A 24619-nucleotide genomic window follows, 5' to 3' on the forward strand; every position below is an offset into this window, starting at 1 on the left:
ACCGCCGCAAGCCGCCGAACCGGCCTCGAGAGTCCCGCTCCCGCTCCCCACGACCAACCTCCGTGGCCGACAGGGCACCCCCGGCCCCACTCAGCTCCTCATCGCTGCCCCGCCTGAAGCCCGCCCGAAGCGGACCGAACTCCGGAGGCCCCGCCCCACCCGACTCCTACCTCGTCATCGCCGCCGCCCTTGGCGCAGAAGAACCATCCACCCCACACCACTCCCGCCAACGCCCCTGCGGCCATTGCCGGACTCCTCAGGCACACCCCCTCGGACCTCGACTCCGAGACGCACCCCGCGAGAAGGCCACCACCCTATTGCTGATTCGGTCGAGGTCGAACTGAGGCCTATCGGAGGTTCGCGACCTGAATCCGACCTGCGCAATCATTAATTCCTCTGGCGCCCTTCCGTCCGGTGGTAAGCGGGCCCAGATCCAGAGCTCCGCGAAGAGCTCGAACGACTGCGGGAGCAGATTGCCTCCGACATTTCGACTTTACCGACGTACCTGAACTTCTTTGCGGCCCAAAAAGTCTTATCCGACGAGCTCATCCAATTGCCAACCCGACCTGATGTTGGTCCACTCGAATCGCCCGAGCCTCTGCCGTCCTCAACCGCCAAGAGGGTCAATCCGATTGAGAAGTTCTCAATCAGACACGCCGCTCTCATGAAATCACAGAATTATACCTAATTCTGTGATTGAGTATCCATGGCTCGCTGTCAAGAAAGTCGATTGAGGCGATAGCGTAGCACCTTGTCCGATTGCAGAAATGGAGCTATCGAATGACTGCTGGACTGCGGAATTTGCGGTGGCGAACCCTCGCGCCAATACTCGCTATACCAGCAACCGTAGCCATCGTCGCTGCGATGGTGGCGTCGTACCCAGGTGGTGCCCAGGCACAAGAAGGACCTGTTGGATTGGGAACGGCCGCCGATTACTCGGTATTGGGCGGCGAGACCGTAACCAACACCGGTCCTACCGTTATGGAGCAGAGCCTCGGAGTCAGTCCCGGAAATACCGCCCCGGGTTTTCCTCCCGGCCTCGTCGGCGGGGAGACACACCTGGGTGATGCGGAAGCCGCCCAGGCGAAGTCGGATCTCACGACCGCTTACAACGACGCGGCCGGCCGGACCCCGTTCACCAACCTGCCCGCGGAACTGGGCGACACGACCTTGACGCCCGGCATCTACAGGATCGGGGCGGCGCAGCTGACCGGTCAGCTGACTCTCAACCTCCAAGAAAATCCCGAGGCCGTATTCATCTTCCAGATCGACTCCACACTCATCACCGCATCGAACAGCAGTGTCATATTCATCAACGGTGCTTCGCCGTGCAACGTCTACTGGCAGGTCGGCAGTTCAGCGACGCTCGGAACAGGTACTGAGTTCCTCGGGAACATCATGGCCTCCACTTCGATCACCATGAACACCGGTGCGACCCTGGAAGGCCGCGCATTGGCGCAGACCGGCTCGGTGACGCTCGACACCAACGTGATTACCGCACCGGCGTGTGCACCGGTCGCCCCACCGACGGACGGCCCGACAGGCCCGACCGACGGTCCTGGTGGCCCTGGTGGCCCTGGTGGCCCTGGCGGGCCAGGCGGTCCCGGTGGCCCTGGCGGGCCAGGCGGTCCCGGTGGCTCGGACGGGAACGGTTCAGGCTCGGACGGCAACGGTTCAGGCGCGGGCGGGAACAATTCCGCTGACGGTGGTTACGGGTATGGAGATGGATTGCCCGCCACCGGCAGCGGAGCTTTGATGACCTTCGCGGCCGTGGGACTCGCGTTCATCGCAGTAGGTGGAATGCTCGCGATCCTCACTTGGCGCCGCACTCGCCAGAGTTGATCTACGCGGGCGAATCCACGAGCCACGTCCGCTTCGATCTGATCGCTGTGTCGTCAGCCGGGTAGCGGTGGTAAGCGGACGGCCTCGAACGTCCAGATGGAGGCGTCGGCAGCGGGTTCGGCGTCGTCGGCGTAGTCTCCGGAGACGCTGACGTCGTCGAATCCGGACTCCAGCATCAGGTGCCGGAACTCCTGGACGCCGAACGAGAGCAGTGTGCTGAGCTGGAGCTGGGTGTCCACCAGCCTGCCGTCGCGCCACTGCTCGTAGCGCAGCCACCGCAGGACCCGCTGCTCCACCAGGTTGTTGTCGATGTGGATGACCTGCAAGGTCAGCAGCTCCGATTCGCCGTCCCACTGGTGCCGCAACGGGCCCGGGTCGGTGAAGTGCTGCGACGGCGGCAGGTCCACGAACAACCGCCCGCCCGGCTTGAGGCTGTCGCGCATGCGGCGCAGCGCGGTCACGGTCGACGCTCGATCGGGCAGCAGCACGATCGAGCCGGTGGGCACGACGATCGCCTCATAAGCGTCGGGCTTGGCGTAGTCGACCATGTCGGCGATGAACACGTCCGCTTCGACGCCGGCCGCGGCCAGGTTGTCGCGGCAGATCTGGAGCATGTACTCCGAGGTGTCGTAGCCGGTGACCCGGAGCCCCTGCTGGAGTAGCGGGATCAGCATCCGGCCGGTCCCCGCTGCCGGTTCGAGCACCTCGCCGCTGACCCCGGCCAGCCGTCGGGTGTAGAACTCGACATCGCCGTGGAGGGACTTGCCGACGGACTTGTCCAGCTCGTAGAACCGCGCCGACAACTCGCCGTACTTCCAGTCACCGCCGCGTGTTCCAGACATGGATCCCCAATCGCCGTAGTCGACCGGAGCTTACGGCGCATGCCGTTGCGGGGCAACCGGATTTCAGGCGATACCCGGTAGCCCGCCGACGACTTGCCTCGCCGTCGTGCCCCCTTCCAGCTCCCCCACGTCGTTGCCCGGTCTGCTCCGTGGCCGCAAGCCGGTTCAGGACAGGCGGTCGAGGACGATCGGCCCCCGCTCGGCAGACTCGGCGCCGACGTGCCAGCCGCCTACCAGGGACTCCTTGGCCGCTTCGAACCGCTCGGGGGTGTCGGTGTGGAGGCGGAAGACCGGCTCCCCGGCCTTGACCGGATCGCCGACGGTCTTGAGGATCTCGACGCCCGCACCGGCCTGCACCGGCTGGCCTTGCCGGGCGCGTCCGGCGCCGAGGCGCCACGCGGCGACGCCGACGGCGTAGGCGTCCATGCCGGTCACGACCCCGTCGGACTCGGCGGTGATCTCCTCGGTCTCGGCCGCGACGGGCAGTGCGGCGTCGACGTCGCCGCCCTGGGCGGTGATCATCTTCCGCCAGGCGTCCATCGCGCGGCCGTCTGCGAGTGCTGCGGCGGGGTCGGCGTCGGGTTGTCCTGCGGCGGCGAGCATCTCGGCGGCGAGCGCGACGGTGAGTTCGACGACGTCGGCGGGGCCGCCTCCGGCGAGGACCTCGACCGATTCGCGCACTTCGAGGGCGTTCCCGGCGGTGCGCCCGAGTGGGACGCTCATGTCGGTGAGCAGCGCGCGGGTGTCGACACCGTGGTCGGCGCCGAGACGCACCATGGTCTCTGCGAGCTCCCTGGCCTGGTCGAGCCGCTTCATGAACGCGCCGGAGCCGACCTTGACGTCGAGGACGATCGCGTCGGCGCCTTCGGCGATCTTCTTGCTCATGATCGACGAGGCGATCAGCGGAATGGACTCCACCGTGGAGGTGGTGTCGCGGAGCGCGTAGAGCTTCTTGTCCGCCGGAGCGAGGTCGCCGGTCGCCGCGCAGACGACCGCGCCGACCTCCTTGAGCTGCTTGACGACCCCTGCCTCCGAGAGGTTCACGTCGAACCCGGGGATCGACTCGAGCTTGTCGAGTGTGCCGCCGGTGTGGCCGAGGCCCCGCCCGGATAGCTGAGGCACGGCGACGTCGAAGACGGCTACGAGCGGCGCGAGCGGCAGGGTGATCTTGTCGCCGACGCCGCCGGTGGAGTGCTTGTCGACGCACCGCTTCCCGACTTCGGACAGGTCGAGCGTGATCCCCGAGCGGATCATCGCCGCGGTCCAGTCGGCGATCTCCCGCGGCCCGGCGCCGTTGAGGAAGATGGCCATGGCCAGCGCGGACATCTGCTCGTCGGCGACCTCGCCGCGCGTGTAGTTGTCGATGACCCAGTCGATCTGGGCGGTCGACAGCTCGCCTCCGTCGCGTTTGGTCCGGATGACGTCGACTGCGGTGATCAAATCGCGTCCTTCATAGGTAGTGCCCTCACTTGTTCAGGTGGTCCGGTCCGAACGCGCCTGGGAGCAGGGCTCCGACGGTGGTCGGTTCGGGTTCGGCGTCGACGAGGCAGTCGGGGCCGCCGTGCTCGTAGAGCAGCTGGCGGCACCGCCCGCAGGGGGTGAGGGGTCGGCCGTCGCCGTCGACGCAGGCGATGGCGACGAGGCGCCCGCCGCCGGTGGCGGCGAGCTGGGAGACCATGCCGCACTCGGCGCACAGGGCCAGCCCGTAGGAGGCGTTCTCGACGTTGCAGCCGGCGACGGTGCGGCCGTCGTCGACCAGGCCGGCGACGCCGACGGGGTAATGCGAATAGGGGACGTAGGCCCGCTCCATGGCCGCTCGGGCCTCGGCGCGCAGGGACTCCCAGTCGACGCCCATCACTCGTCCCCGGGGTTGTAGGGCACGCCGTCGGCGGCGGGCGCCTTGGCCTTGCCGATGAGTCCGGCGACGACGACGAGGGTGACGACGTACGGGAGCATCTGGAGGAACGGGCCGGGGACGATCGAGTTGCCCGCCGCGTCGAGGTATTCGGAGATCTGGCTGGCGAAGCCGAAGATGAGCGCCCCGGCGAGGACGCCGAGGGGGTTCCAGCGGCCGACGATCATGACCGCGAGGGCGACGAAGCCGAGCCCGGCGGTCATGTTCTTGGTGAACGCCAGGGAGTTCGCGAGCGTGAAGAACGCGCCGCCGAAGCCGGAGATGAGCCCGGCGGCGGTGACGTTCCAGTACCGGAGCCGGTTGACGCTCACGCCCATGGAGTCGGCGGCGGCCGGGTGCTCGCCGACCGAGCGCGTGCGCAGGCCCCAGCGGGTCCGGAACAGCAGGAACCAGACGGCGAACACGAGCGCGAACGCGACGTAGACGAAGATGTTCTGGGCGAACAGGACCGGGCCGATCACGGGGATGTCGGCGAGGAAGCCCAGCCCGATGCCTTCGAGCGCGTTCGAGGGCACGCCGTATCCGGAGTTGTAGCCCGCGGTCTTCTTCAGCTGGTCGAACATGAAGCTGGTGAAGCCGAGCGCGAGCAGGTTGAGGATGACGCCGACGACGACCTGGTTCACCTGGTACTTGGTGGCGAGCATCGCGAGCAGCATCGTGGACAGGGCTCCGGCGAGCATCGCGCCGAGCATGCCCGCGTAGACGTTGTCGGTGATGTTGGCGACCAGGACGCCGGTGAAGGCGCCCATGAGGAACTGGCCTTCGATGCCGATGTTGATGACGCCGGAGCGCTCGCATACTACGCCCGAGAGTGCGCCGAAAATGAACGGCAGCGACAGGAACACCGCGCCGCCGAGGATCGATTCGACGCGGAAGACCAGGCCCGGCTGGGAGACCGCCCACGAGATGAGGGCGATGACGATGGCCGTGACGGCGACCGCCGAGGCGAGCTTGTAGAGCCTGCGCCGCACGCCGACGAGCATCCAGGCTCCGCAGGCGACGGTGACCAGCGACAGGGCGATGACCGCGGGGCGGGTCGGGAGGGTCCAGCGCGCGTCGGTGAGTGTCCGGTCGAGCGTGAACGTGGTCTCCCGGTCGCCGGTGAGCAAGGCGAGCGCGAGGGCGGCGAGCAGGACGCCGATGGCGCCGTAGACGATGCCGGTCACGGGGTGGCGGACGTCGGCGGTCTCGTCGACGCGGGCGACGTCGGCCTGAGTGTCCACTGCCATGCGGCTCACCAGCCTTTCGCTTCGAGGGTGACCAGGCCGCCGCGCGGGGTGCGCAGCCGCAGGAGCGCTTTGACCAGGGCGGGAGCGGCGATGAACAGCACGATGGTCGCCTGGAGCAGCGTCGAGATGTCGACCGGGACTTCGGGCTGCGCGGACAGCGCGCCGGCCTTGAGCGCGCCGAACAGGAACGCCGCGGCGACGATGCCGCCGGGGTTGGCGCGGCCGAGCAGGGCGACGGTGATGCCGTCGAAGCCGTATTCCAGGGCGGTGTTGGTGGTGACGCCGCCGGAGCCGACGCCGAGCGCGAGGGCTGCGCCGGCCAGGCCCGCCAGGCCGCCCGCGGCCGCCATGGTGGTGGTGTAGGTGCGGCCGATGTTCATGCCGGCGGTCGCCGAGGCGTGCTGGTTGAAGCCGACCGCGCGGATGCGGTACCCGAAGGTCGACTTCGACAGCAGCCACCACACGAACACGGCGGCGGCGATGCCGATGACGAGTGCGAGGTTGACGCGCAGGTTCTGGCCGAGCCAGGACAGGAGTCCCGGCAGCTGCGCCGAGTCCTCGACGGGCCTGGTGACCAGCTCCGATCGGGTCTCGGAGTGCAGGAAGTCGGTGCTGATGGCCCACACCAGGAACAGCGCCGCGATGTTGTTGAGCATGATCGAGGAGATGACCTCGTGCGCGCCGGTGGTGGCCTTGAGTACGCCGGGGACGGCGCCGAAGGCGGCGCCCGCGATCGCGCCGGCGGCGACGGCGAGCGGGATGTGCACCGCAGCGGGCAGGTTCAGGCTGAACCCGATGACGAGCGCGCCCATCATTCCGAAGATCAGCTGGCCTTGGGCGCCGATGTTGAACAGGCCGGCGCGGAAGGCCAGGCCGACGGCGAGGCCGGTGAAGATGAGCGGGGTCGCGTAGGTGAGGGTCTCGGAGATCGGGCGGAGCAGGTCGCCGAACTCGGCGGTGCCGGCGCCGTACCGGTCGACGGTGTTGAAGTTGAGGATGGCGCCCTCGAACAGCGAGATGTAGGCGTTCGAGACGACGTTCCAGGAGGCTTCGAGGGCGTCGGTGGGCCGGGAGAAGAAGTAGGTCCAGGTGCCGCGGACGTTCTCGTCGGAGACGATGAGCAGGACCGCGCCGATGGCGAACGCGAGCAGCAGGGAGTAGACGGTGACCATGACCGAGTTCGCCTCGGCCAGGTATCGCCCGAAGAGGACCATGAACGGCGGTCGCTTCTCGGGCGCCTCACCCGCTTCCGGCTCTTCAGCAGGCGGGGCTGCGGTGTCAGTGCTCACGGTCACCTCCATTGGCTTCCTCGTCGGTGCTTTCGGTGTCGGTCTCGATGTCGGCGCCGACCATGAGCCGGCCGATCACCTCCCGCGGCGTGTCGGGAGCGACCTCGCCGACGATGCGGCCGTTGTAGATCACGGCGATGCGGTCGGCCAGGGCGTAGATCTCGTCGAGCTCCGAGGAGATCAGCAGGACTCCGGTGCCGGTGTCGCGCTCGGTGACCAGTCGCGAGTGGATGAACTCGGTTGCGCCCACGTCCACGCCCCTCGTCGGCTGCGCGGCGACGAGGAGCCGCCGGGCCCGGGAGAACTCGCGGGCGATGATGACCTTCTGCTGGTTGCCGCCCGACAGCGAGGCCGCCGCCTCGTTCGGCGACTGCGTGCGGATGTCGAACTCGGCGATCGAGTCGACCGCCCGCTTGCGAATCGCGGCCGCGTCGACCACGCCGTTCTTCGAGTACGGCTCGTCCCGGTACTGGTTCAGAATGATGTTCTCGGCGACGGTGAACTCGGTGATGAGCCCGTCGCGGCCCCGGTCTTCGGGAATGTAGCCCAGGCCCTGCTCGATGCGCTGCGCCGGGCTGGAGCGGTGGACGCGGTGCCCGTCGATTTTCATGGTGCCCGCGTCGGGGTGGACGAGGCCGAGGATCGCGCGGGCCAGCTCGGTCTGTCCGTTGCCTTCGACACCGGCCAGACCGACGATCTCCCCGGACCGGACTGTCAGGTCCAGCCCGTCCAAGACCTTGACGCCGGAGCGGTCGGCGAAGGTGAGCCCCTCGATCTCCAGGCGCGGTTCGCCCGGTTCGGCGGAGGTCTTCTCGACGGTGAGGGCGACCTCGCGCCCGACCATCGCCGAGGCCATCTCCGTCTCCGACGCCGTCGGGGGAAGCTCGGCCACGACCTTGCCGCGCCGGATCACCGTGACGGTGTCGGCGACGGCCTGGACCTCTTTGAGCTTGTGGCTGATGAACAGGATCGACGTGCCGCCGTCGGCGAGCGAGCGCATGATGTCGAGCAGCTCGCGGATCTCCGCGGGCGTGAGCACCGCGGTCGGCTCGTCGAGGATGAGCAGCTCCGTCTTCGGCCCCGAGAGGGCCTTGACGATCTCGACGCGCTGCTGGACGCCGACCGGCAGGTCCTCGCAGACCGCATCGGGGTCCAGCCGCAGCCCGTACTGCTCGGAGACGTCCCGCACCGCCTTGCGTGCGGCCCGCGCCGAGAGCACGCCCGCGCCGCGGGTGTGCTCTCGACCGAGCTGGACGTTGTCGGCGACGCTGAAGGGCCCGACGAGTTTGAAGTGCTGGTGGACCATGCCGATGCCGGCGGCGATCGCGTCGCCGGGACCGGAGAACTCCACTGGTTCACCGTCGATCAGGATTTCGCCGCTGGTCGGCTTCAGGATGCCGTAGAGCATGTTCATGAGCGTGGACTTGCCCGCGCCGTTCTCGCCGAGAACCGCGTGGATCTGCCCGGGCTCCACGGTGAGGTCGATGTCGTCGTCAGCGGTGAATGAGCCGAACTTCTTCGTCAGGCCCCTCAGTTCGAGTCGCAATTGGTGTCCTTCGGGTCCCGACTAGGAGGCGGCGGGCGACGACGGCGACTCGGCCGTGATCGAACCGTCGATGATGCCGGCCTCGATCTCCTCGAGCTCGGCCTTGGTCTCGTCCGAGACCGCCTCATCGAACTCGTGGAACGGGGCGAGCGAGACGCCGTCGTTCTCCAGCGTGCCCACATACGACCCGCCGGTCTCGCCTTCGTAGGCGGCCAGGACGGCGTCCTGGACGGCCACGGCCAGGTTCTTCTCGGCGCTGGTCAGGATCGTGGAGCACTGGTCGGCGAGGGACTCGCAGCCGTCGACGTCGACCCAGATCGCCAGGACGTCGTCGTTCTCGGCGGCGGCGGTGACCGCGCCGGTTCCGGCCGGGCCGGCCACGGGGAAGACGATGTCGGCGCCCTGCGAGATGAACGTCTCGGTCAGGCTCTTGCCCGCCGAGGAGTTCTCGAAGTCGTTGGTGAAGGATCCGTCCTGCGCCTCGGCGTCCCAGCCGAGCAGCTCGACCTCGGCGTCCTTGGCCTCGTTGTAGTACTCGATGCCGCCTGCGAAGCCGTCCATGAAGATGGTCACCGGCGGGATCGACATCCCGCCCCAGGTCGCCACGGTGCCGGTCTCGCTCTGGGCGGCGGCGGCGTAGCCGGCGAGGAACGCCGACTGGGCGGTGTCGAACTGGACGGAGTAGACGTTCTCGACCTCCGAGAAGCCGTCGACGGTCGCGAAGGGAATGTCCGGGTTCGCCTCGGCGATGGTGTTGACGTTCTCGGTCATCAGCCCGCCGACGCCTACGACGAAGTCGCAGCCGTCGTCGACCGACGCCTGGAGGTTCGGGTCGTAGTCGGACTCGTTCGACGACTCCTTGAAGGAGACGTCGATGTCGGGGTTCTCCTCGGCGGCCATCTCCATGCCGGCCCAGGACGACTCGTTGAAGGACTTGTCATCGACGCCGCCGGAGTCGGTGACCATGCAGGCCAGGAACGAAGCCTCGGCGTTGTCGCCGGAGTCCTCTTCGGGGGCTTCGCCGCAAGCGGAGAGGGTGAACAGGCCCGTGGCGGCGACGCCGGCCACGGCGAGCTTGTACGGCTTGACAGCCATCGTTGGTCTCCTTCGACAGTTCAGGTAATCCCATCGCGCCTAATCATGGCCGCCGGGATCGTCGATTGACAGTCACTTTGATCAAGTCGTTACCGAAACATCCTATGACTGAGACCACCCGCGAGCAGGTGTTTCAGCGCCACTTCGTCTCGGTTGCGGCTTATTGCCAGAAGACGGCCACGGCAGCGGTAACGAGGACCATCCCGCCGACGGCCCAGAAGTGGCCCGCGGCGACTCTCGCGCGCCGCTTCCACCACGGCACGACGATCATGACCGCCAGCAGCAGAGCGAGCAGGAACTTGACGCCGAGCTTGGCGTGGTTCGCGTCGCCCTCGGCGCTGGCGAGGCCGTACAGGACGACGCCGGTGGCGAGCTGGGTCGCGATGCCGTACAGCATCGCGGCGTTGAACTTGTACCGCTTCGAGAGCCAGGCGGTGAGCCAGCCGCCGAAAACCGCGGCGAAACCGAGAAGGTGCAGGTAGCGCAGGACCAGATCGACGAATTCCATGCCCGGAGTATCGCAGAGCGAGAAGCCCGGCGAGGCCGAGGCCGCCGCCGGGCTTACCCGTGGGTCACAAGTCAGCGCACGCGGTGCGCGCCCTGGGCGGCCCGGGCGACGAAGACCCGCGGCGTCGGGAGCGAGGCCGCGGCCGCGGCCTCGATGACCGCCGCCTCGATCTTCGGCGCTGCGGACGCCTCGACCAGGGCGATCGCGGAGCCGCCGAAGCCGCCGCCGGTCATGCGCGCCCCGAGCGCGCCGGCGCCGAGCGCGGCGTCGACGGCGGAGTCGAGCTCGACCGAGGAGATCTCGTAGTCGTCCCTCATGGAGGCGTGCGAGGCGGTGAGCAGTTCGCCGATCCCGGCGACCGAGCCGGACTTGAGCACGGCGGCGGTGTCAAGCACGCGCTGGTTCTCGGTGACGATGTGCCGCAGGCGCCGGTTGAGCCGGTCGTCCTCCAGGGTCGCGTCGACCGGGGCGTCGCGCAGGAACTCGACGTCGAGGAGCCGGGCCGCCTGCTCGCAGTCGGCGCGTCGGGCGGCGTACTCGCCGTCGGCGTGCCGGTGCGGGGCGTCGGTGTCGATGACGAGCATGGCCAGGCCCTCGTCCGCGAGGCGGAACGGGACCTGCTCGCGAGAGAGGTCGCGGCAGTCCATGAACATCGCGTGGCCTTCGGTGCACAGCAGCGAGGCCGACTGGTCGAGGATGCCGGTGGGGGCGCCGACGTACTCGTTCTCGGCCTTGCGCGCGATGCGAGCGGCCTCGGTGCGGTCGATGTCGTGGCCGTACAGACCGGACAGCGCGAGCAGCGTCGCGCATTCGAGCGCGGCCGACGACGACAGGCCCGCGCCGTGCGGCACGTCGGAGTGCAGCGCGATGCGGGCCGGGCCGACCTCGTAGCCGGACTCGTTCATCGCCCAGGCGACACCGGCGAGGTAGGCGGCCCAACCTTCGACGCCGTCGATGGAGTCGGCGCGGACGATCTGGCCGCCCCCGTAGGTGGAGTGGAACTCCCAGGTATCGGACTTGGCGGCCGCGGCGACGGCGTAGAACGGAAGCGCGAAGGGCATGACGAAGCCCTCGTTGTAGTCCGTGTGCTCACCGATGAGGTTGACGCGCCCGGGCGCGGCCCAGATCCCTTCGGGAGCACTGCCGTACTGGGTGCGGAAGACCTCGTCGGCGATCGCGGCGAGCTCTGCCGCGTTGGGGTCAGGCGTTGGCATGCTGGTAGTACTCCCAGGCGTCGGCGACCATGCGGTCGAGGGTGTCGCGGCCGGGCTTCCAGCCCAGTTCGTCCTTCGCCTTCTCGGAGGAGGCGACGAGCTCGGCGGGGTCGCCTGCGCGGCGGCCCTCGACGACGACGGGGAAGTCGACGCCGGTGACGCGCTTGACGGTCTCGACGACCTCCTTGTTGGTGAAGCCGTTGCCGTTGCCGAGGTTGTAGATCTTGTGCTCGCCCTGCTCGGCGGCGCGCAGGGCGAGCAGGTGGGCGTCGGCGAGGTCGGCGACGTGGATGTAGTCGCGGACGCAGGTGCCGTCCTTGGTCGGGTAGTCGTCGCCGAACAGGACCATCCGCTCGCGCTTGCCGGCGGCGGCGTCGAGCGCGATCGGGATGATGTGGGTCTCCGGCTCGTGGTTCTCGCCGTGCCAGGCCCCGGAGCGGTCCCGGTAGGCGCCGACGACGTTGAAGTAGCGGAGGCTGACCGCGGCGAGGCCGTAGGCGGTGACCGCGGACTGGATCGCCATGTCGCTGGAGAGCTTGGTGGCGCCGTAGGTGGAGGTGGGGGCCTTGACGGCGTCCTCGCGGATCGGGACCTCGGTGGGGTTGCCGTAGACGGCCGCGGTCGAGGAGAACACGAGCGTCTTCACTCCGGCGGCGCGCATGGCGCCGAGCAGCCAGAAGGTGCCGGTCGTGTTCGCCTCCCAGTAGATGCCCGGTTTCTGCATGGACTCGCCGGCGGCGATGAGCCCCGCGAAGTGGAGCACCGCGTCGAAGGTGGAGTCGAGCACCTCCCCGGCGGACTGGACGGGTTTGCGGACCAGGGTCGCGCCGGCGGGGACGCGCTCGGCGGCCCCGGTCGAGCAGTCGTCGAGGACGACGACCTCGTGGCCCTCTTCTAGCAGCATCGTGGCGACGATCGAGCCGATGTATCCGGCGCCGCCGGTGACGAGGTATTTCACAGCGCATCCCTCAATATCTCTGCGGCCTTCTCGGGTCCCAGGTCGTTGACGAAGCCGCCCATGACCGATTCCGATGAGGCCAGGAACTTGACCTTGCCCGCCGCGCGGCGGGTGGAGACGATTTCGAGCCGCAGCCAGGCGAGGTCGCGGTGCTCGTTGACGGGAGCCTGGTGCCAACCCGCCATGTAGGGCATCCTGCCTTCGGGGAAGGCGCCGTCGAAGCGGCGGAGCACTTCGAGGTAGAGCGGTGCGAGCGAGGCGATGTACTCGTCGGGCAGTTCGGCGAGGTCGGCGAAGCGCTCGTTGGGGTAGAGGTGGACCTCGAAGGGCCAGCGGGCGGCGTAGGGCACGAACGCGGTCCAGTGGTCGTTCGATGCGATGACGCGCGGGCCGGCCTGCTCGGAGGCGAGGATGTCGCCGAAGAGGTTGCGGCCGGTGGTCTCCTTGTGGCGGACGGCGGCTTCGAGGTGAGACCGGGTCTGCGGGGTGACGAACGGGTAGCCGTAGATCTGGCCGTGGGGGTGGTGGAGGGTCACACCGATCTCGACGCCGCGGTTCTCGAAGGGGAACACCTGGGCGACGTCCCCGCGGGCCGAGAGTTCGGCGGTGCGCTGGGCGAGGGCGCGGAGGACGAGTTCGACGCGTTCGGGCGGCAGGTCCACGAAAGAGGACTCGTGCTCGGAGGAGAAGCAGACGACCTCGCAGCGGCCGGTCGCGGGGACGGCGATCTCCAGGCCCGGCCCGCCTGTCTCGGATGCGGGGGCGCCTTCTTCGGTGACCGTGCCGCCGAAGCTCGGGAAGCGGTTCTCGAACACCGCGACCTCGTATTCAGGCGCGGGGATCTCGGTCAGCTCGTCGCCTTCGGAGGGGCACAGCGGGCAGGCGACCGGGAGCTGCGGGCGGGCGTTGCGGCCGGCGGAGACGGCGATCCACTCGTCGCGCAGCGGGTCGTAGCGCAGCTGGCCCGCCGCGGCGCGCTCGCCGAGGTCGCGCTTGTCGGCGAAGGAGGCGTGCCCGGCGTCGGGGGCGGTGTTGAAGTAGAGCACCTGGCGGCCGTCGGCGAGGCTGCCGGTCTCGATGTACGGGCTCGGTTCGCTCACACTGGACTCTTCTCGGATACGGGGGCTAGCACGACCTGGTCGACGTGCTCGGTCAGGATCTTGCGGGCCTCTTCCTCGAGGCCCGCGTCGGTGACGATGACGTCGGCGTCGGACAGGGACGCGATGGTGGCGACCCCGACGACGTCGAACTTGGTGTGATCGGCGACGACGACGAGTCGGCGGCCCTTGTTCGCGAGGGTCGCGACCGTCTCGGCCTCCATCAGGTTCGGGGTGGTGAACCCTGCTCGGGCCGACATGCCGTGGACGCCGAGGAACACGGTGTCGACGTTGACCCGCTCCAGCGAGGCGACCGCGAACGGCCCGACCAGCGCGTCGGAGGGCGTCCGCACTCCGCCGGTGAGGATGACCGTCTGGTCGGTCGTGCCCGAGCGGTAGAACACGTCGGCGACGGGCACCGAGTTGGTGACTACCGTCAGGTTGGGGACGTCGGTGAGCCGGTGGGCGAGGGTCCAGGTGGTGGTCCCCGCCGACAGGGCGATGGCCTGCCCGGGGCCGACCAGTCCGGCGGCCGCCTCGGCGATGGCCTCTTTCTCGGCCTCTTGGCGGACCTGCTTGACTGCGAAGCCGGGTTCGGTGGTGGACCCGAAGTCGACTGCGGTGGCGCCGCCGTGGACCTTGGCGACAAGGCCGCGCTCGGTCAGGGATTCGAGGTCTCGCCGGATGGTCATGTCCGAGACGCCGAACTCCTCGACCAGCTCGGCCACGCGGACCGCGCCGGTCCGGTGGACTCGCTCGGCGATTCGGCTCTGTCGCTGTTGCGCCAGCATCTTCGATGGCTCCTTCGATTGCGAGAATCAGAGTGCTCAAGATCCAACACAATTAAACATCACTTAGCCGCCCGGCGCAATACCGGGTGGCCGCGGTCTCCGTCCGGATGTCAGAATCGACCCATGACCACCGCAGACCGCATGCCCCGAGTGCTCTCGGGGATCCAGCCGACCTCGGACTCATTCCATCTCGGGAACTACCTGGGTGCACTGCGGCAGTGGGTGGCTCTCCAGGACACCGCCGACGCCTTCTACTGCGTCGTCGACCTCCACGCGATCACCGTCGGACATGAACCCAAGGTATTGCACGAGCGCTCGCGAGTGTCGGCGGCGCAGCTGCTGGCCCTCGGACTCGACCCCGAGCGCTGCACCCTGTTCATCCAGTCCCAGGTGCCCGAGCATCCGATGCTGGCCTGGATCCTCGGCTGCCAGACCGGCATGGGCGAGGCGTCGCGCATGACCCAGTTCAAGGACAAGTCCGCCAAACAAGAACGCACAACGGTGGGGCTGTTCAACTACCCGGTGCTCCAGGCGGCCGACATCCTGCTCTACCAGACCGATCAGGTGCCGGTCGGCAAGGACCAGCAGCAGCACCTCGAGCTCAGCCGCGACCTGGCGATCCGGTTCAACACCATGTTCGGGAAGACCTTCGCGGTGCCCGACGCCCACATCGTCAAGGGGACCGCGACGATCAAGGACCTCGCCGAGCCCGAGAAGAAGATGTCCAAGTCCTCGGAGTCCCCGCGCGGGTGCCTGTACCTGCTCGACACTCCGAACCAGATGCGCAAGAAGATCAAGAGCGCCGTCACCGACTCCGAGGCCGAGGTCCGCTTCGACGAGGAGCGCAAGCCGGGCGTCTCGAACCTCCTGGCGATCTACTCCGCGATCACCGGCGAGGCGGTCGAGAAGATCGAGGCCGAATACCAGGGCAAGGGCTACGGCGACTTCAAGGGCGACCTTGCCGACGTCGTCGCCGACCACCTGGAGCCGGTCGCGAAGTCCACCCGCGAGTACCTCGACGACAAGGCCGAGCTCGACCGGATCCTCACCAAGGGCGCCGAGAAGGCCCGAGCCGTCGCCTCCCGGACGCTCGCCAAGGCATACAAGAAAGTCGGCTTCTATCCCCCGGTAGCCGGTTTAGTGGACGAGGAGGGTGTCACGGTCGGTGTGGCGATCCCGGTGCCCGAGCCGTGGCGGACCGAACTCGACGACGCCCGCATCGCCTCGGGCGACCCCCTCGGCGGCGTGGTGCCCGCCCACCTGACGCTGCTGGGGCCCACCGAGATCGACGCGGGCGACCTCGGCCGGCTCGAAGAGCACTTGGCCGACCTGGCCGCGAACATGCGGCCGTTCGAGCTGCATCTGCGCGGCACCGGCTCGTTCCGGCCGGTCACCGAGGTGGTGTTCGTCGCCGTCGTCGACGGCATCGCGGTGTGCGAGCAGTTGGAGTCGGCGATCCGGGAGGGGCCCATCCGACGCCGGGAGCAGCGCTTCCCGTACCACCCGCACATCACGGTGGCGCAGGACGTCGACAAGGAGGCGCTGGACCGGGCGTTCCTGGAGCTGGCGCGCTTCGAGGCGAAGTTCAAGGTCGACTCGTTCACGCTCTACACGCACGGCACGCACGGCACGACCGACAGCCCGATCGGGACGGCGACGCCGTGGACGCCCAGGCAGGTCTTCCACTTCTTGGCGGAATAGGACCTAGTCGAAGTCGAAGAGGTGGTCGAAACCCTCCAAGTCGGCCTCAGGCGACGATCTACAGGCCGCAAGTCGAGTTCCTCGGCGAGAAGACCCGCGTCCTCACCGATCAGACCTACTCGGTCGACCACGGTCGACTCGGAGAGTTCAAGGGCACGCTCGAACACGATGAGCAGGAGGCCCTCGATAGGGCACTCCTGCTCAAACTCGCGCTGCTCTAGTGCGTGCTGGATGCTCCGCTGGACGCACTTCCTTCGTCAGTGCGTACCCGACCCTCTGCCTCACGCACTTCCTTCGTCAGTGCGTACCGGACCCTCTGCTTCACGCACTTCCTTCGTCAGTGCGTGAAGTGCCTCGTGCCGGTGAAGTACATGGTCACACCGGCCTGCTCGGCGGCGGCGATGACCGCTTCGTCGCGGACCGAACCTCCGGGCTGGACGACGGCCTTCACTCCGTTTCCGGTGAGGATCTCGAGTCCGTCGGGGAACGGGAAGAACGCGTCCGAAGCGGCGACGGCGCCCTTGACGCGGTCGCCGGCCCGCTCGACGGCGAGCTTCGCCGAATCGACGCGGTTGACCTGGCCCATGCCGACGCCGACCGAGGCGCCCGCGGCGGCCAGGAGGATCGCGTTCGACTTGACGGCGCGCACCGCGCGCCAGGCGAACGCCAGATCGGCGAGCGTGGCCTCGTCGGCCGGCTCACCGGTGACCAGCCGCCATCGGGCCGGGTCGTCGCCGTCGGCGTCGATGCGGTCGGGCCGCTGGGCGAGCACGCCGCCGGAGATCGGCTTGAGCTCCAGGTCCGACGGGGTCCACTCCGGGGCCCGCAGGAGCCGGATGTTCTTCTTCTTCGTGAGGATCTCCACGGCCTCCTCGCTGAAGGCGGGGGCGACGACGACTTCGGTGAAGATCTCGGCGATCTGGGCCGCCGCCTCGGCGTCGACCTCGCCGTTGGCCGCGATGACGCCGCCGAAGGCGCTGACCGGGTCGCATTCGTGGGCTCTGCGGTGGGCCTCAGCGATCGAGCCGCCGACGGCGATACCGCACGGGTTGGCGTGCTTGATGATCGCGACGCACGGCTCGGTGAAGTCGTGGGCGGCCCGCCAAGCGGCGTCGGCGTCGGTGTAGTTGTTGAACGACATGGCCTTGCCGTGCAACTGCTCGGCCTGGGCGAGCCCGGCCGGCGCGAGCGGGTCGTCGTAAAGCGCTGCGCCCTGGTGCGGGTTCTCGCCGTAGCGCAGGTCGGCGGCCTTGGTCATCGGCGTGGCGACGAAGTCGGGGAGTGCTTCCCCGGCGGTCTGCCGGGCGAGCCAGGAGGCGACGGTCGAGTCGTAGGTCGCCAGGTGCGCGAAGGCCTTCGCGGCCAGCCGGAGCCGCTGCTCGGCGGTGGTGCCGCCCCCGGCGGCCGCAGCCCGGATCCACTCGTAGTCGGCCGGGTCGACCACGACGGCGACGTTCGCGTGGTTCTTCGCGGCGCCGCGCACCATCGAGGGCCCGCCGACGTCGATCTTCTCGACGATGTCGTCGAAGCCGGCGCCGGAGGCGACCGTCTGCGCGAAGGGGTAGAGGTTGCCGACGAGCAGGTCGAACGCCTCGATGCCGAGCTCGGCGAGCTGCTCGCGGTGCGAGTCCTTGCGGACGTCGGCGAGCATGCCGGCGTGGACCTTCGGGTGGAGGGTCTTGACGCGGTCGTCGAGGATCTCGGGGAAGCCGGTGAGGTCTTCGACCTTCGTCACGGGGATGCCGGCCTCGCTGATGCGGGCCGCGGTCGAACCGGTGGAGACGATCTCGACGCCGGCGGCGTGGAGGTCGGCGGCCAGTTCGGTGATGCCGGTCTTGTCGAAGACCGATACGAGGGCCCGCTTGAAGGGCTTGGTTTCGGACACGGATGCGTCACTCACGATTGCACTGCTCCTGATCGTTGAGATGACTGCGGCCCAGGCGTTCGACCGCAGTAACAGGTTCAGCAGTGCCGCTCCCCGGTGGTGCTCCACCTGCGAACGTCTCCAGGGTCCCCCCTCAACAACGAGCTGCCCGGTCCGTGCCACGGGAAACCTGCGTCGACGTCCTCGCCAGTCGCGACAAGCTGAGGTTAACACGGCCGCCGGGGCGGGTTTGAGCTCGGCGGGCCGGGGAATCCGCTGTTGCGGCCCGGCAAGACCGGACGGGATGAATACCATGAGCAGGCACACGTATTCCTCGACGAACGGCACGACCGAGTACGAGTTGAGTTGTGACGGCTGCGGTGCGGATTTCTTCTGCCGCGACGACTCCTACTTCTCCTGGCGGGTGCTGTGCGCGGCCGCCGAGGCCGAGGGCTGGAGCCTGCATTCCGGTTCCAGCGCGCACCTGTGCACGGTCTGCATGGACGGCGGCTCAGGCACCGTGCATCTCGGCGGCTTGCGGTGAGAGGATCCGCCACCATCGCCGGGAGGCGAGCGCGGCGAGGACCGCGCCGAGCGTGTTGAGCATGGCGTCGTCGACGGAGACGACCCGGCCGGTCAGGAAGCCCCACTGCACCGCCTCCAGCGCGGTGCAGGCGAGGGCCGCCCCGAGCGCGATCGTGCCGAGCCCGATCCGGAATCGGATCGGCCCGAAGAATCCGGCGGCGGCGAACACGAGGAGGTTCCCGGCCAGCTGTTCGACGATGACGCGGGGCTCGGCGACGGCCAGGTCGGCGAGGTCGACGAACGGGACGAGCTGTACCGCGACGGGCCCCTCCCGGGACGTCAGGCCCAGGAAGAGCAGCGGCATCGAGCCGAACACCAGGGCGACCTCGGCTATGGAGTCGCGCCATGCGGCCCGGGGCCGCGCGCCCTTTCGGATTCTCCACCCCGCGAGCAGCCAGGCGACCGCGCCGGCGAGCGGCAGCAGCGCGAAGGAGACGGCGAGGGTCGTCGATTCGAGGGCGTTGACGGCGAGGGGGTTCATCGCCGGTCAGCCGAGGCGGACCCGGCGTCCTTCGACGGTCCAGCCGTCGCGGACCATGCGGCCGACCGAGTCGACGAGTTGGGCCCTCTCGGCCTCTTTGATGCGCTCGGTGAGGGTCTCGACGGTGTCGTCGTCCTCGACCGGGACGGCGCTCTGGGCGATGATCGGGCCGGTGTCGACGCCTGAGTCGCAGATGAACAGGGTCGCGCCGGCGAGTTTCACGCCGGCGGCGAGGGCCTCCCCGGGGCCGTTCATGCCGGGGAACGCCGGCAGCAGCGAGTTGTGCGTGTTGATGTAGCGCCCCGGGAAGGCCTCCAGGAAGCGGGGCCCGCACAGCTTCAGGAACCCGGCCGAGACCACGATGTCCGGTTCGTAGGAGGCGACCGTCTCGGTGAGCGCGGCGTCCCAGGCGTCGCGGTCCGGGAAGTCCCTGACTTTGCGTACGAATGTGGGAATTCCGGCGTCTTCGGCGCGTTCGAGGCCGAATGTGCCGTCGCGGTCGGCGCCGACGGCGGCGACCTCGGCCCCGTACCCGGGGTCGCGGCAGGCGTCGATGAGCGCCTGCAGGTTGGATCCGGAGCCGGAGACGAGCACGACGAGCTTAGAGGTCACGACTGCACACTAACGCGTCGTCGAGGCCCTGCGCCGGTTCGGGGATGACCACCGTGTCTCGCCGCACGAGCTCGGATTCGGCGGCGCGGCGGTGGACGGCGAACAGGCGGGCGACGAGCGCGGACCCGACCGTGCCGATGAGGATCTGGAGCCCCCCGAGCCCGGCCACGGGCCACGGGTCGGGGCCGATCCGCGACAGCAGGCCGGTCCCGGCGGCGCCGCCGGACATCCACGCCAGGGCCGCGAGCAGGGCTGCGGCGCATCCGGAGGCGAGGATCGCGGCGGTGGTGACGCGCGGGACGCGCAGGTCCGGCGAACGGTAGGTGAGCAGCACGCCGAAAACGGCCGCGAGCATGAGCGGCAGACCGATGAGGATCGTCGCGGAGGCGGGCAGCGGCTCGGTGGGGACGGCGGCGAACACCGGGAATGCCGGGAGCGGGTTGAGTTCGACCAGTTCCGCCTGGACGGCGGTGTCGGTGCCTACGGCGAACCCGGGCCCGCAGATGTAGGCGACGGCCCAGATCGCGAGGTTCGGCAGGTAGAGCAGGCTGAGCAGCGCGACGGCCCAGGCACCGGAGCCGTAGAGGCCGAACGTGTCGGCGACCGCCGAGCCGCGCACCGCGAAGGCGGCGCCGACGGCGGCCGCGCCGAACGCGAGGAGCGCGGCGACGACGAGCGCGCCGGAGCGGACGCCGCGCCGCAGCCACACCGACGACCGGTCCCACGCCAGCACTCCGGCCTCGCGGGCGGCGCCGAACGCGGTGACGGCGACGGCGAACGGCGCGGTATAGGCGAGCGTCCCCGGGACCGACACGGAGAACGGCCCGGTCGAGACGAGCGCGGCGGCCCCCGCCGAAAGTCCGATGTAGAGAATGGAGACGGCTCCGGCGGCGGCCCGGACGGCGGCGGCATCCTTCCCTCCGATCGCGCGGACCGTCCCGGCGGCGGCCTTGGAGAGCCGCCAGGCGAGCACGGCGGTGAGCAGCAGAGGCGTGACCGTCAGATGGATCCCGGCGATGTCCACGGCAGCCCCGTGTCCGGCGAGCCAGGCGACCCCGGCGGCGGCGACCACCGTGGACACGTCGCCTTCACGCCCGGTCAGCCACCACGCGAGGATGACCAGGACCAGGATCGGCGTGTAGACGACCGTGGCGCACCACAGGGTCGTGGCGATCGAGGAGGCCAGGAGCGTGCGCGGGCGGCGGGGCGTCCCGGCCCGTCCCGAGGGGTCGACGACCACGGTGTCCCGCTGCCTGGTCTTGACGGCGGGGGGCGGCGTGTTCGGTCGCATCTCCACGCCGACCAGTCTTTCATAGGACACCGATCCTGGAGGGCACCAGCGCTGGCCCGAGGCCCGGTACGAGTCTCCCGGGGGCGCATGGCGAATGCGAGGATGGGTCGGCACCCGGCCGCACGGCGCGGCCGGATCGACGAGTGGAGGCGAACATGGAAGGTCCGGGCGACTACTTCGCGACGGCGGAGGCGTACGAAGTGGTGGACGGCGACACGTTCCGCGTCGTGATCGACGGTGAGAAGACCCGCGTGCGCATCATGGGCATCAACTCCCCCGAGTCTGGCGGGTTCCGAGAAGAGGAGGACTGGGGCGCCGAGGCGAAGGCCTACGCGAAGCAGAAGCTCGAAGGCCGGAACGTCCACCTGTTCACCGACCCGGGCGACGAGATCTACGACCAGTACGACCGGCTGCTCGCGCACGTGGTCATGGAGAACGGCATGAACTACGCCGTCCTGGCGGTCGCCGAGGGCATGGCCCACACCTACATCCTGCGGCACCAAGAGCTCGTCATCGGCGACACGCTGCGCAAGGCCGAGCGCCTGGCCAAGGGCGAGAAGCGGGGCATGTGGTCCTCGCACTCCTCCGACTAGGGCCTAAGCGGATTCGAGGTAGCGCAGGACCGCGGCGACGCGGCGATCGGTGTGGTCGTCGGGGGTCAGACCGAGCTTGAAGAAGATGTTGCGGATGTGCTTGTGGACGGCGTTCTCGGTGATGAACAGCCGCTTCGCGATCGCGCTGTTGCCCAGACCCTCGGCCATGACCGACAGGACCTCCCGCTCCCGCGGCGTCAGCTTCTCCAGCGGATCGCCGGTGCGCCGCTGCGCGAACAGCTGGGCGACCACCTCCGGGTCGATGGCGGTCCCGCCGCCGGCGACACGGTGGAGCGCCTCGACGAAGGCGTCGACGCGTCCGACGCGCTCCTTCAGCAGATAGCCGACGCGTTTGGCGCCGCCGGCGAGGAGATCGGTCGCGAAGCTCTGCTCGACGTAGGCGGACAGGACGAGGACGGCGAGCTCGGGGTGGGCGAGGCGGGCCGCGACGGCGGCCTTGATGCCCTCGTCGGTGTGGGTGGGCGGCATGCGGACATCGACGACGGCGACATCGGGGCGGTGCTCCTCGACGGCGGCGAGGAAGGCGGCGGAGCCGTCGACCGAGGCGACGACGTCGAAGCCCTCGCCGCGCAGGACGAGGTTCAGCCCCTCGCGAAGGAGGGTGTCGTCCTCGGCGATCACGATCCGCATGGCAGCTCCACTCTGATCTCGGTCGGCCCGCCGGGCGGGCTGGTCACGGTCACGTCGCCGTCGTGGGCTTCGACGCGGCGGTCGATGCCGGCGAGGCCGGAGCCGAGCCCGGCGTCGGCGCCGCCGCGGCCGTCGTCGGTGACGGTCACGTGGAGTCGGCCGGCGGAGAGCCGCACCTCTACTTCGGCATGCTCAGCCCGCGAGTGCTTGGCGACGTTCGTCAATGACTCTGCCACAACGAAGTAGGCGGTCGCCTCCGTGCTGGCCGGGCACCGGATCGGCACGTCGACGGTGACCGAGCAGGGCACCGGGCAGTCGGAGGCCAAGGCGCTGAGCGCACCCTCCAGGCCCCGGTCCTCCAGGACCGGCGGCAGGATCGACCGGACCACCGCCCGCAGTTCGGCGAGCGCGTCCTCGACCGAGTCCTGGGCGCGGGCGAGGATCTCATCGGCACGCTCGGGATTGCGGTCGACCTCGCGCCGTGCGGCCCCGACCAGCACTGCGACGCCGACCATGCGGTTCTGCGCGCCGTCGTGGAGGGCCCGCTCGATGCGGCGCAGCTCCACGGCGTGGGCGTCGAGCGCGGCGGCGCGGGTAGCGGTGAGCTGGGCGACGCGTTGGGACAGATCGACATCCGGGTCGGGCCCGAGGAGGTTGACACCGGGCCGGTTCTGGTATTCGAGGAGCTTGCCCGCGAAGAACACCCACAGCGCGGCCATGGCGATGCCGGTGGCGACCCCCAGGGGCGCGAGGTTCCAGGAGTCGGCCGGTATGACACCGCTGAGGATGTCCCGGTCGGGCTCGGGCGCCAGGAGCCACCAGAGCGGATAGGTGACGTCGCGGACGGCGTTGATCGGCAGCTGCAAGACCACTGCTCCGAGGATCAGACCCCAAGTGGCGTGCAGGAAGAGCCAACCGAGGTCCCGCCGGAGGTGCGGGGTGTCGAACAGCGCGCGCAGGGAGCGGTCCGGTTCCAACTCGTCGCGCGGATAGGGGGCCTCGATCTCATGGCCGAGACGGCGCAGGCGCCGCCGTTCCAGATCGGCCAAGGCCCGGATCCAGCGCGTCATGGGCTTGGCCAGGGGCCAGCCGACACCGACAAGGCAGAGCACGGCCACCAGCAGCAGGAAGGGGATCGTGTAGAGCGCGAGAATGCCGATGCCCGCTCCGGCGGCGGCGTAGCCGGTGCTGCGCAGCGCCTGCCGGAGCATCTGCCGCTCCTCGGCGTCGACCGCTTCCTCCCTGCTCATGGCACCTCCTCCGGGTCGTCCGAAACGCTACCCTCGAGCCCGCGCGTTCGTCGGTACAGCTGGCTGCACCACCCGGCCTACCCCGGACACCACCCCGATTCGGGGGCTGACGGCATTGGGCCGCAACGTCTTCGGCCATAACGTCGAGGCATACCGATTCGAGCCCGCGAAAGGTGCCGAGCCATGCCCGACCAGTACCGCGTCAGCGACGCGAAGAATTCCGAGCCTGAGCCCCGCGAGAGGGCCAACGGGACCGACATGCTCCTGTGGATCATCTTGATCGCCGGGGCCGGCATGGACGGCATCCTCTCGCTCCTCGGGCTCGAGCTGCTGTCCGTCCCGTTCGGGGCGGTCGCCGCCTTCGCCGGCATCTCGCTCGTCATCCGCTTCTTCATGCGCAGGAGCTGACGATGCGAACGCTGCCGAAGCCTCAGGCCGGCTTGCACGAGGACCCGACCAGGCCCGCGGCGCTGCTCATGCGCGAGGTCACCAAGACCTACGACGGCGCGGTCACCGCGCTCGACCGCGTCTCGCTCCAGGTGCCGCGCGGCTCGTTCCTGGCGGTCATGGGGCCGTCCGGTTCGGGCAAGTCGACCCTGTTGCACTGCGCGGCCGGGCTCGACGCGCCGACCTCCGGCACGGTGCACATCGGCGGGACCGAGATCTCGCGGCTGAGCGAGACGAAGCGGACCATGCTGCGGCGCGGCCGCATCGGCTTCGTCTTCCAGTCGTACAACCTGCTGCCGTCGCTGACGGTCGAGGAGAACATCACGCTGCCGCTGCGCCTGTCCGGCGCTCCGGCCGACACGCGGTGGCTCGAAGCGCTGGTCGACCGGGTCGACTTGGGCGACCTGCTCGGGCGCAAGCCGGGCGAGCTGTCCGGCGGCCAGCAGCAGCGCGCCGCGATCGCCCGCTCGCTGGCGGCCCGGCCCGAGGTCGTCTTCGCCGACGAGCCGACCGGCGCGCTCGACCACGCCACCGCCGCCGAGGTGCTCGACCTGCTGCGCGACCTCGTCGAAGAGTTGTCTCAGACCGTCGTCATGGTCACGCACGACCCCGACGCCGCCGCCCGGGCGCACGCGACCGCGTTCGTCGCCGACGGCCGCATCGACCGGTTCTTCGACCGACCGACCGCCGACGAGCTGGCCCGGCGCCTGACACATCTGCGGACGCATTGACTTCCTCCTCGCCCTAAAGGGACGAGGATTCCCGGCTCGGGCACCACTTGCACGGCACCGCTACGGACGGGTTCCTCGTTCTTCCCC

Annotated in this window: 24 protein-coding genes, 1 pseudogene and 1 riboswitch; of the genes and pseudogenes, 7 read left to right on the top strand and 18 right to left on the bottom strand. The window is 69.3% G+C overall.

All coding sequences use genetic code 11. The features are described from left to right. The first annotated feature begins 915 nt into the window (after nucleotides 1-915). Nucleotides 916-1842, top strand: a complete 927-nt coding sequence (locus L0U85_RS18265) for an ice-binding family protein (protein ID WP_241379192.1) — start codon at nucleotides 916-918, stop codon at nucleotides 1840-1842. A gap of 53 nt (nucleotides 1843-1895) precedes the next feature. Here the strand turns inward: L0U85_RS18265 and L0U85_RS18270 are convergent, their stop codons facing one another. The 12 genes from L0U85_RS18270 to L0U85_RS18325 all read right to left on the bottom strand — a co-directional run bounded on the left by L0U85_RS18270 (nucleotide 1896) and on the right by L0U85_RS18325 (nucleotide 14326). Further along, nucleotides 1896-2684 (bottom strand): class I SAM-dependent methyltransferase, encoded by a 789-nt coding sequence (locus L0U85_RS18270; RefSeq protein ID WP_241379193.1) that lies wholly within the window; start codon nucleotides 2682-2684, stop codon nucleotides 1896-1898. A gap of 165 nt (nucleotides 2685-2849) precedes the next feature. Then, nucleotides 2850-4121, bottom strand: a complete 1272-nt coding sequence (locus L0U85_RS18275) for a thymidine phosphorylase (protein WP_347177483.1) — start codon at nucleotides 4119-4121, stop codon at nucleotides 2850-2852. A gap of 28 nt (nucleotides 4122-4149) precedes the next feature. After that, the gene (locus L0U85_RS18280; protein ID WP_241379195.1) at nucleotides 4150-4539 is read right to left on the bottom strand and encodes a cytidine deaminase; all 390 of its coding nucleotides are present in this window, start codon (nucleotides 4537-4539) and stop codon (nucleotides 4150-4152) included. Then, the gene (locus tag L0U85_RS18285; protein ID WP_241379196.1) at nucleotides 4539-5828 is read right to left on the bottom strand and encodes an ABC transporter permease; all 1290 of its coding nucleotides are present in this window, start codon (nucleotides 5826-5828) and stop codon (nucleotides 4539-4541) included. Before L0U85_RS18285 ends, L0U85_RS18280 begins: the two co-directional genes overlap by 1 nt. 5 nt (nucleotides 5829-5833) lie before the next feature. Beyond that, a complete protein-coding gene (locus L0U85_RS18290; protein ID WP_241379197.1) occupies nucleotides 5834-7117 on the bottom strand; it encodes an ABC transporter permease in 1284 nt (427 codons plus the stop codon). Next, entirely contained in the window at nucleotides 7107-8663 is a 1557-nt protein-coding gene (locus L0U85_RS18295; protein ID WP_241379198.1) for an ABC transporter ATP-binding protein, read from the bottom strand. Before L0U85_RS18295 ends, L0U85_RS18290 begins: the two co-directional genes overlap by 11 nt. 21 nt (nucleotides 8664-8684) lie before the next feature. Continuing rightward, nucleotides 8685-9758, bottom strand: a complete 1074-nt coding sequence (locus tag L0U85_RS18300; RefSeq protein ID WP_241379199.1) for a BMP family ABC transporter substrate-binding protein — start codon at nucleotides 9756-9758, stop codon at nucleotides 8685-8687. Nucleotides 9759-9918: 160 nt separating this feature from the next. Then, a complete protein-coding gene (locus tag L0U85_RS18305) occupies nucleotides 9919-10266 on the bottom strand; it encodes a hypothetical protein (RefSeq protein WP_241379200.1) in 348 nt (115 codons plus the stop codon). Between the two features lie 71 nt (nucleotides 10267-10337). Beyond that, nucleotides 10338-11480: a galactokinase gene (gene galK / locus L0U85_RS18310; RefSeq protein ID WP_241379201.1), complete on the bottom strand. Its 1143-nt coding sequence runs from the start codon at nucleotides 11478-11480 to the stop codon at nucleotides 10338-10340. After that, entirely contained in the window at nucleotides 11467-12438 is a 972-nt protein-coding gene (gene galE, locus L0U85_RS18315; protein ID WP_241379202.1) for a UDP-glucose 4-epimerase GalE, read from the bottom strand. Before galE ends, galK begins: the two co-directional genes overlap by 14 nt. Further along, the gene (galT, locus tag L0U85_RS18320) at nucleotides 12435-13538 is read right to left on the bottom strand and encodes a galactose-1-phosphate uridylyltransferase (RefSeq protein ID WP_241379203.1); all 1104 of its coding nucleotides are present in this window, start codon (nucleotides 13536-13538) and stop codon (nucleotides 12435-12437) included. Before galT ends, galE begins: the two co-directional genes overlap by 4 nt. Beyond that, complete coding sequence (locus L0U85_RS18325) at nucleotides 13535-14326, bottom strand: DeoR/GlpR family DNA-binding transcription regulator (RefSeq protein ID WP_241379204.1); 792 nt, start codon at nucleotides 14324-14326, stop codon at nucleotides 13535-13537. The genes galT and L0U85_RS18325 overlap by 4 nt, the downstream gene beginning before the upstream one ends. Nucleotides 14327-14449: 123 nt before the next feature. On the opposite strand from L0U85_RS18325, the pseudogene trpS reads away from it, so the two are divergent. Together trpS and L0U85_RS21455 are read left to right on the top strand one after the other, a co-directional pair. After that, nucleotides 14450-15463, top strand: a pseudogene (trpS, locus tag L0U85_RS21450) (tryptophan--tRNA ligase); the annotation flags it as partial. A 42-nt stretch (nucleotides 15464-15505) separates the two neighbouring features. After that, nucleotides 15506-16027 (top strand): 2'-5' RNA ligase family protein, encoded by a 522-nt coding sequence (locus L0U85_RS21455; protein WP_347177484.1) that lies wholly within the window; start codon nucleotides 15506-15508, stop codon nucleotides 16025-16027. Between the two features lie 337 nt (nucleotides 16028-16364). On the opposite strand, the gene purH is transcribed toward L0U85_RS21455, so the two are convergent. Next, the gene (purH, locus tag L0U85_RS18335) at nucleotides 16365-17912 is read right to left on the bottom strand and encodes a bifunctional phosphoribosylaminoimidazolecarboxamide formyltransferase/IMP cyclohydrolase (protein WP_347177485.1); all 1548 of its coding nucleotides are present in this window, start codon (nucleotides 17910-17912) and stop codon (nucleotides 16365-16367) included. A 42-nt stretch (nucleotides 17913-17954) separates the two neighbouring features. Next, nucleotides 17955-18116: riboswitch (ZMP/ZTP riboswitch) on the bottom strand. Between the two features lie 88 nt (nucleotides 18117-18204). Here purH and L0U85_RS18340 point away from each other — a divergent pair. Next, nucleotides 18205-18435, top strand: coding sequence for a hypothetical protein (locus L0U85_RS18340; RefSeq protein ID WP_241379207.1), 231 nt, complete (start codon nucleotides 18205-18207; stop codon nucleotides 18433-18435). On the opposite strand, the gene L0U85_RS18345 is transcribed toward L0U85_RS18340, so the two are convergent. The 3 genes from L0U85_RS18345 to L0U85_RS18355 are packed head-to-tail and all read right to left on the bottom strand — an operon-like array spanning nucleotide 18403 to nucleotide 20860. Continuing rightward, entirely contained in the window at nucleotides 18403-18957 is a 555-nt protein-coding gene (locus L0U85_RS18345; RefSeq protein ID WP_241379208.1) for a VanZ family protein, read from the bottom strand. The genes L0U85_RS18340 and L0U85_RS18345 overlap by 33 nt on opposite strands. Before the next feature lie 6 nt (nucleotides 18958-18963). Beyond that, complete coding sequence (gene purN / locus L0U85_RS18350; RefSeq protein ID WP_241379209.1) at nucleotides 18964-19569, bottom strand: phosphoribosylglycinamide formyltransferase; 606 nt, start codon at nucleotides 19567-19569, stop codon at nucleotides 18964-18966. Next, the gene (locus tag L0U85_RS18355) at nucleotides 19559-20860 is read right to left on the bottom strand and encodes a DUF6350 family protein (RefSeq protein ID WP_241379215.1); all 1302 of its coding nucleotides are present in this window, start codon (nucleotides 20858-20860) and stop codon (nucleotides 19559-19561) included. Before L0U85_RS18355 ends, purN begins: the two co-directional genes overlap by 11 nt. A gap of 155 nt (nucleotides 20861-21015) precedes the next feature. Between L0U85_RS18355 and L0U85_RS18360 the strand changes: the two genes are divergently transcribed. Further along, nucleotides 21016-21453: a thermonuclease family protein gene (locus L0U85_RS18360; RefSeq protein ID WP_241379210.1), complete on the top strand. Its 438-nt coding sequence runs from the start codon at nucleotides 21016-21018 to the stop codon at nucleotides 21451-21453. 3 nt (nucleotides 21454-21456) lie between these two features. Here the strand turns inward: L0U85_RS18360 and L0U85_RS18365 are convergent, their stop codons facing one another. Together L0U85_RS18365 and L0U85_RS18370 are read right to left on the bottom strand one after the other, a co-directional pair. Then, on the bottom strand, nucleotides 21457-22104 hold the full coding sequence (locus tag L0U85_RS18365) for a response regulator transcription factor (RefSeq protein ID WP_241379211.1): 648 nt from the start codon (nucleotides 22102-22104) through the stop codon (nucleotides 21457-21459). Further along, complete coding sequence (locus L0U85_RS18370; protein WP_241379212.1) at nucleotides 22092-23354, bottom strand: sensor histidine kinase; 1263 nt, start codon at nucleotides 23352-23354, stop codon at nucleotides 22092-22094. Before L0U85_RS18370 ends, L0U85_RS18365 begins: the two co-directional genes overlap by 13 nt. A gap of 183 nt (nucleotides 23355-23537) precedes the next feature. On the opposite strand from L0U85_RS18370, the gene L0U85_RS18375 reads away from it, so the two are divergent. Beyond that, nucleotides 23538-23762 (top strand): hypothetical protein, encoded by a 225-nt coding sequence (locus tag L0U85_RS18375; protein WP_241379213.1) that lies wholly within the window; start codon nucleotides 23538-23540, stop codon nucleotides 23760-23762. A 2-nt stretch (nucleotides 23763-23764) separates the two neighbouring features. Beyond that, nucleotides 23765-24532 (top strand): ABC transporter ATP-binding protein, encoded by a 768-nt coding sequence (locus L0U85_RS18380; RefSeq protein ID WP_241379214.1) that lies wholly within the window; start codon nucleotides 23765-23767, stop codon nucleotides 24530-24532. Nucleotides 24533-24619 lie beyond the last annotated feature (87 nt).

This window comes from Glycomyces sp. L485, from assembly GCF_022548875.1.
Classification (GTDB): Bacteria; Actinomycetota; Actinomycetes; order Mycobacteriales; family Micromonosporaceae; genus Glycomyces.

Excerpts from the sequence above, each read along its gene's own strand:
- L0U85_RS18280 (WP_241379195.1), bottom strand. The coding sequence starts at position 4,539 with ATGGGCGTCGACTGGGAGTCCCTGCGCGCCGAGGCCCGAGCGGCCATG.
- L0U85_RS18370 (WP_241379212.1), bottom strand. The coding sequence starts at position 23,354 with ATGAGCAGGGAGGAAGCGGTCGACGCCGAGGAGCGGCAGATGCTCCGG.
- L0U85_RS18270 (WP_241379193.1), bottom strand. The coding sequence starts at position 2,684 with ATGTCTGGAACACGCGGCGGTGACTGGAAGTACGGCGAGTTGTCGGCG.
- galK (WP_241379201.1), bottom strand. The coding sequence starts at position 11,480 with ATGCCAACGCCTGACCCCAACGCGGCAGAGCTCGCCGCGATCGCCGAC.
- L0U85_RS18285 (WP_241379196.1), bottom strand. The coding sequence starts at position 5,828 with ATGGCAGTGGACACTCAGGCCGACGTCGCCCGCGTCGACGAGACCGCC.
- L0U85_RS18345 (WP_241379208.1), bottom strand. The coding sequence starts at position 18,957 with ATGAACCCCCTCGCCGTCAACGCCCTCGAATCGACGACCCTCGCCGTC.
- L0U85_RS18300 (WP_241379199.1), bottom strand. The coding sequence starts at position 9,758 with ATGGCTGTCAAGCCGTACAAGCTCGCCGTGGCCGGCGTCGCCGCCACG.
- L0U85_RS18360 (WP_241379210.1), top strand. The coding sequence starts at position 21,016 with ATGGAAGGTCCGGGCGACTACTTCGCGACGGCGGAGGCGTACGAAGTG.
- L0U85_RS18340 (WP_241379207.1), top strand. The coding sequence starts at position 18,205 with ATGAGCAGGCACACGTATTCCTCGACGAACGGCACGACCGAGTACGAG.
- L0U85_RS18365 (WP_241379211.1), bottom strand. The coding sequence starts at position 22,104 with ATGCGGATCGTGATCGCCGAGGACGACACCCTCCTTCGCGAGGGGCTG.
- L0U85_RS18325 (WP_241379204.1), bottom strand. The coding sequence starts at position 14,326 with ATGCTGGCGCAACAGCGACAGAGCCGAATCGCCGAGCGAGTCCACCGG.
- L0U85_RS18305 (WP_241379200.1), bottom strand. The coding sequence starts at position 10,266 with ATGGAATTCGTCGATCTGGTCCTGCGCTACCTGCACCTTCTCGGTTTC.
- L0U85_RS18380 (WP_241379214.1), top strand. The coding sequence starts at position 23,765 with ATGCGAACGCTGCCGAAGCCTCAGGCCGGCTTGCACGAGGACCCGACC.
- L0U85_RS18375 (WP_241379213.1), top strand. The coding sequence starts at position 23,538 with ATGCCCGACCAGTACCGCGTCAGCGACGCGAAGAATTCCGAGCCTGAG.
- L0U85_RS18355 (WP_241379215.1), bottom strand. The coding sequence starts at position 20,860 with ATGCGACCGAACACGCCGCCCCCCGCCGTCAAGACCAGGCAGCGGGAC.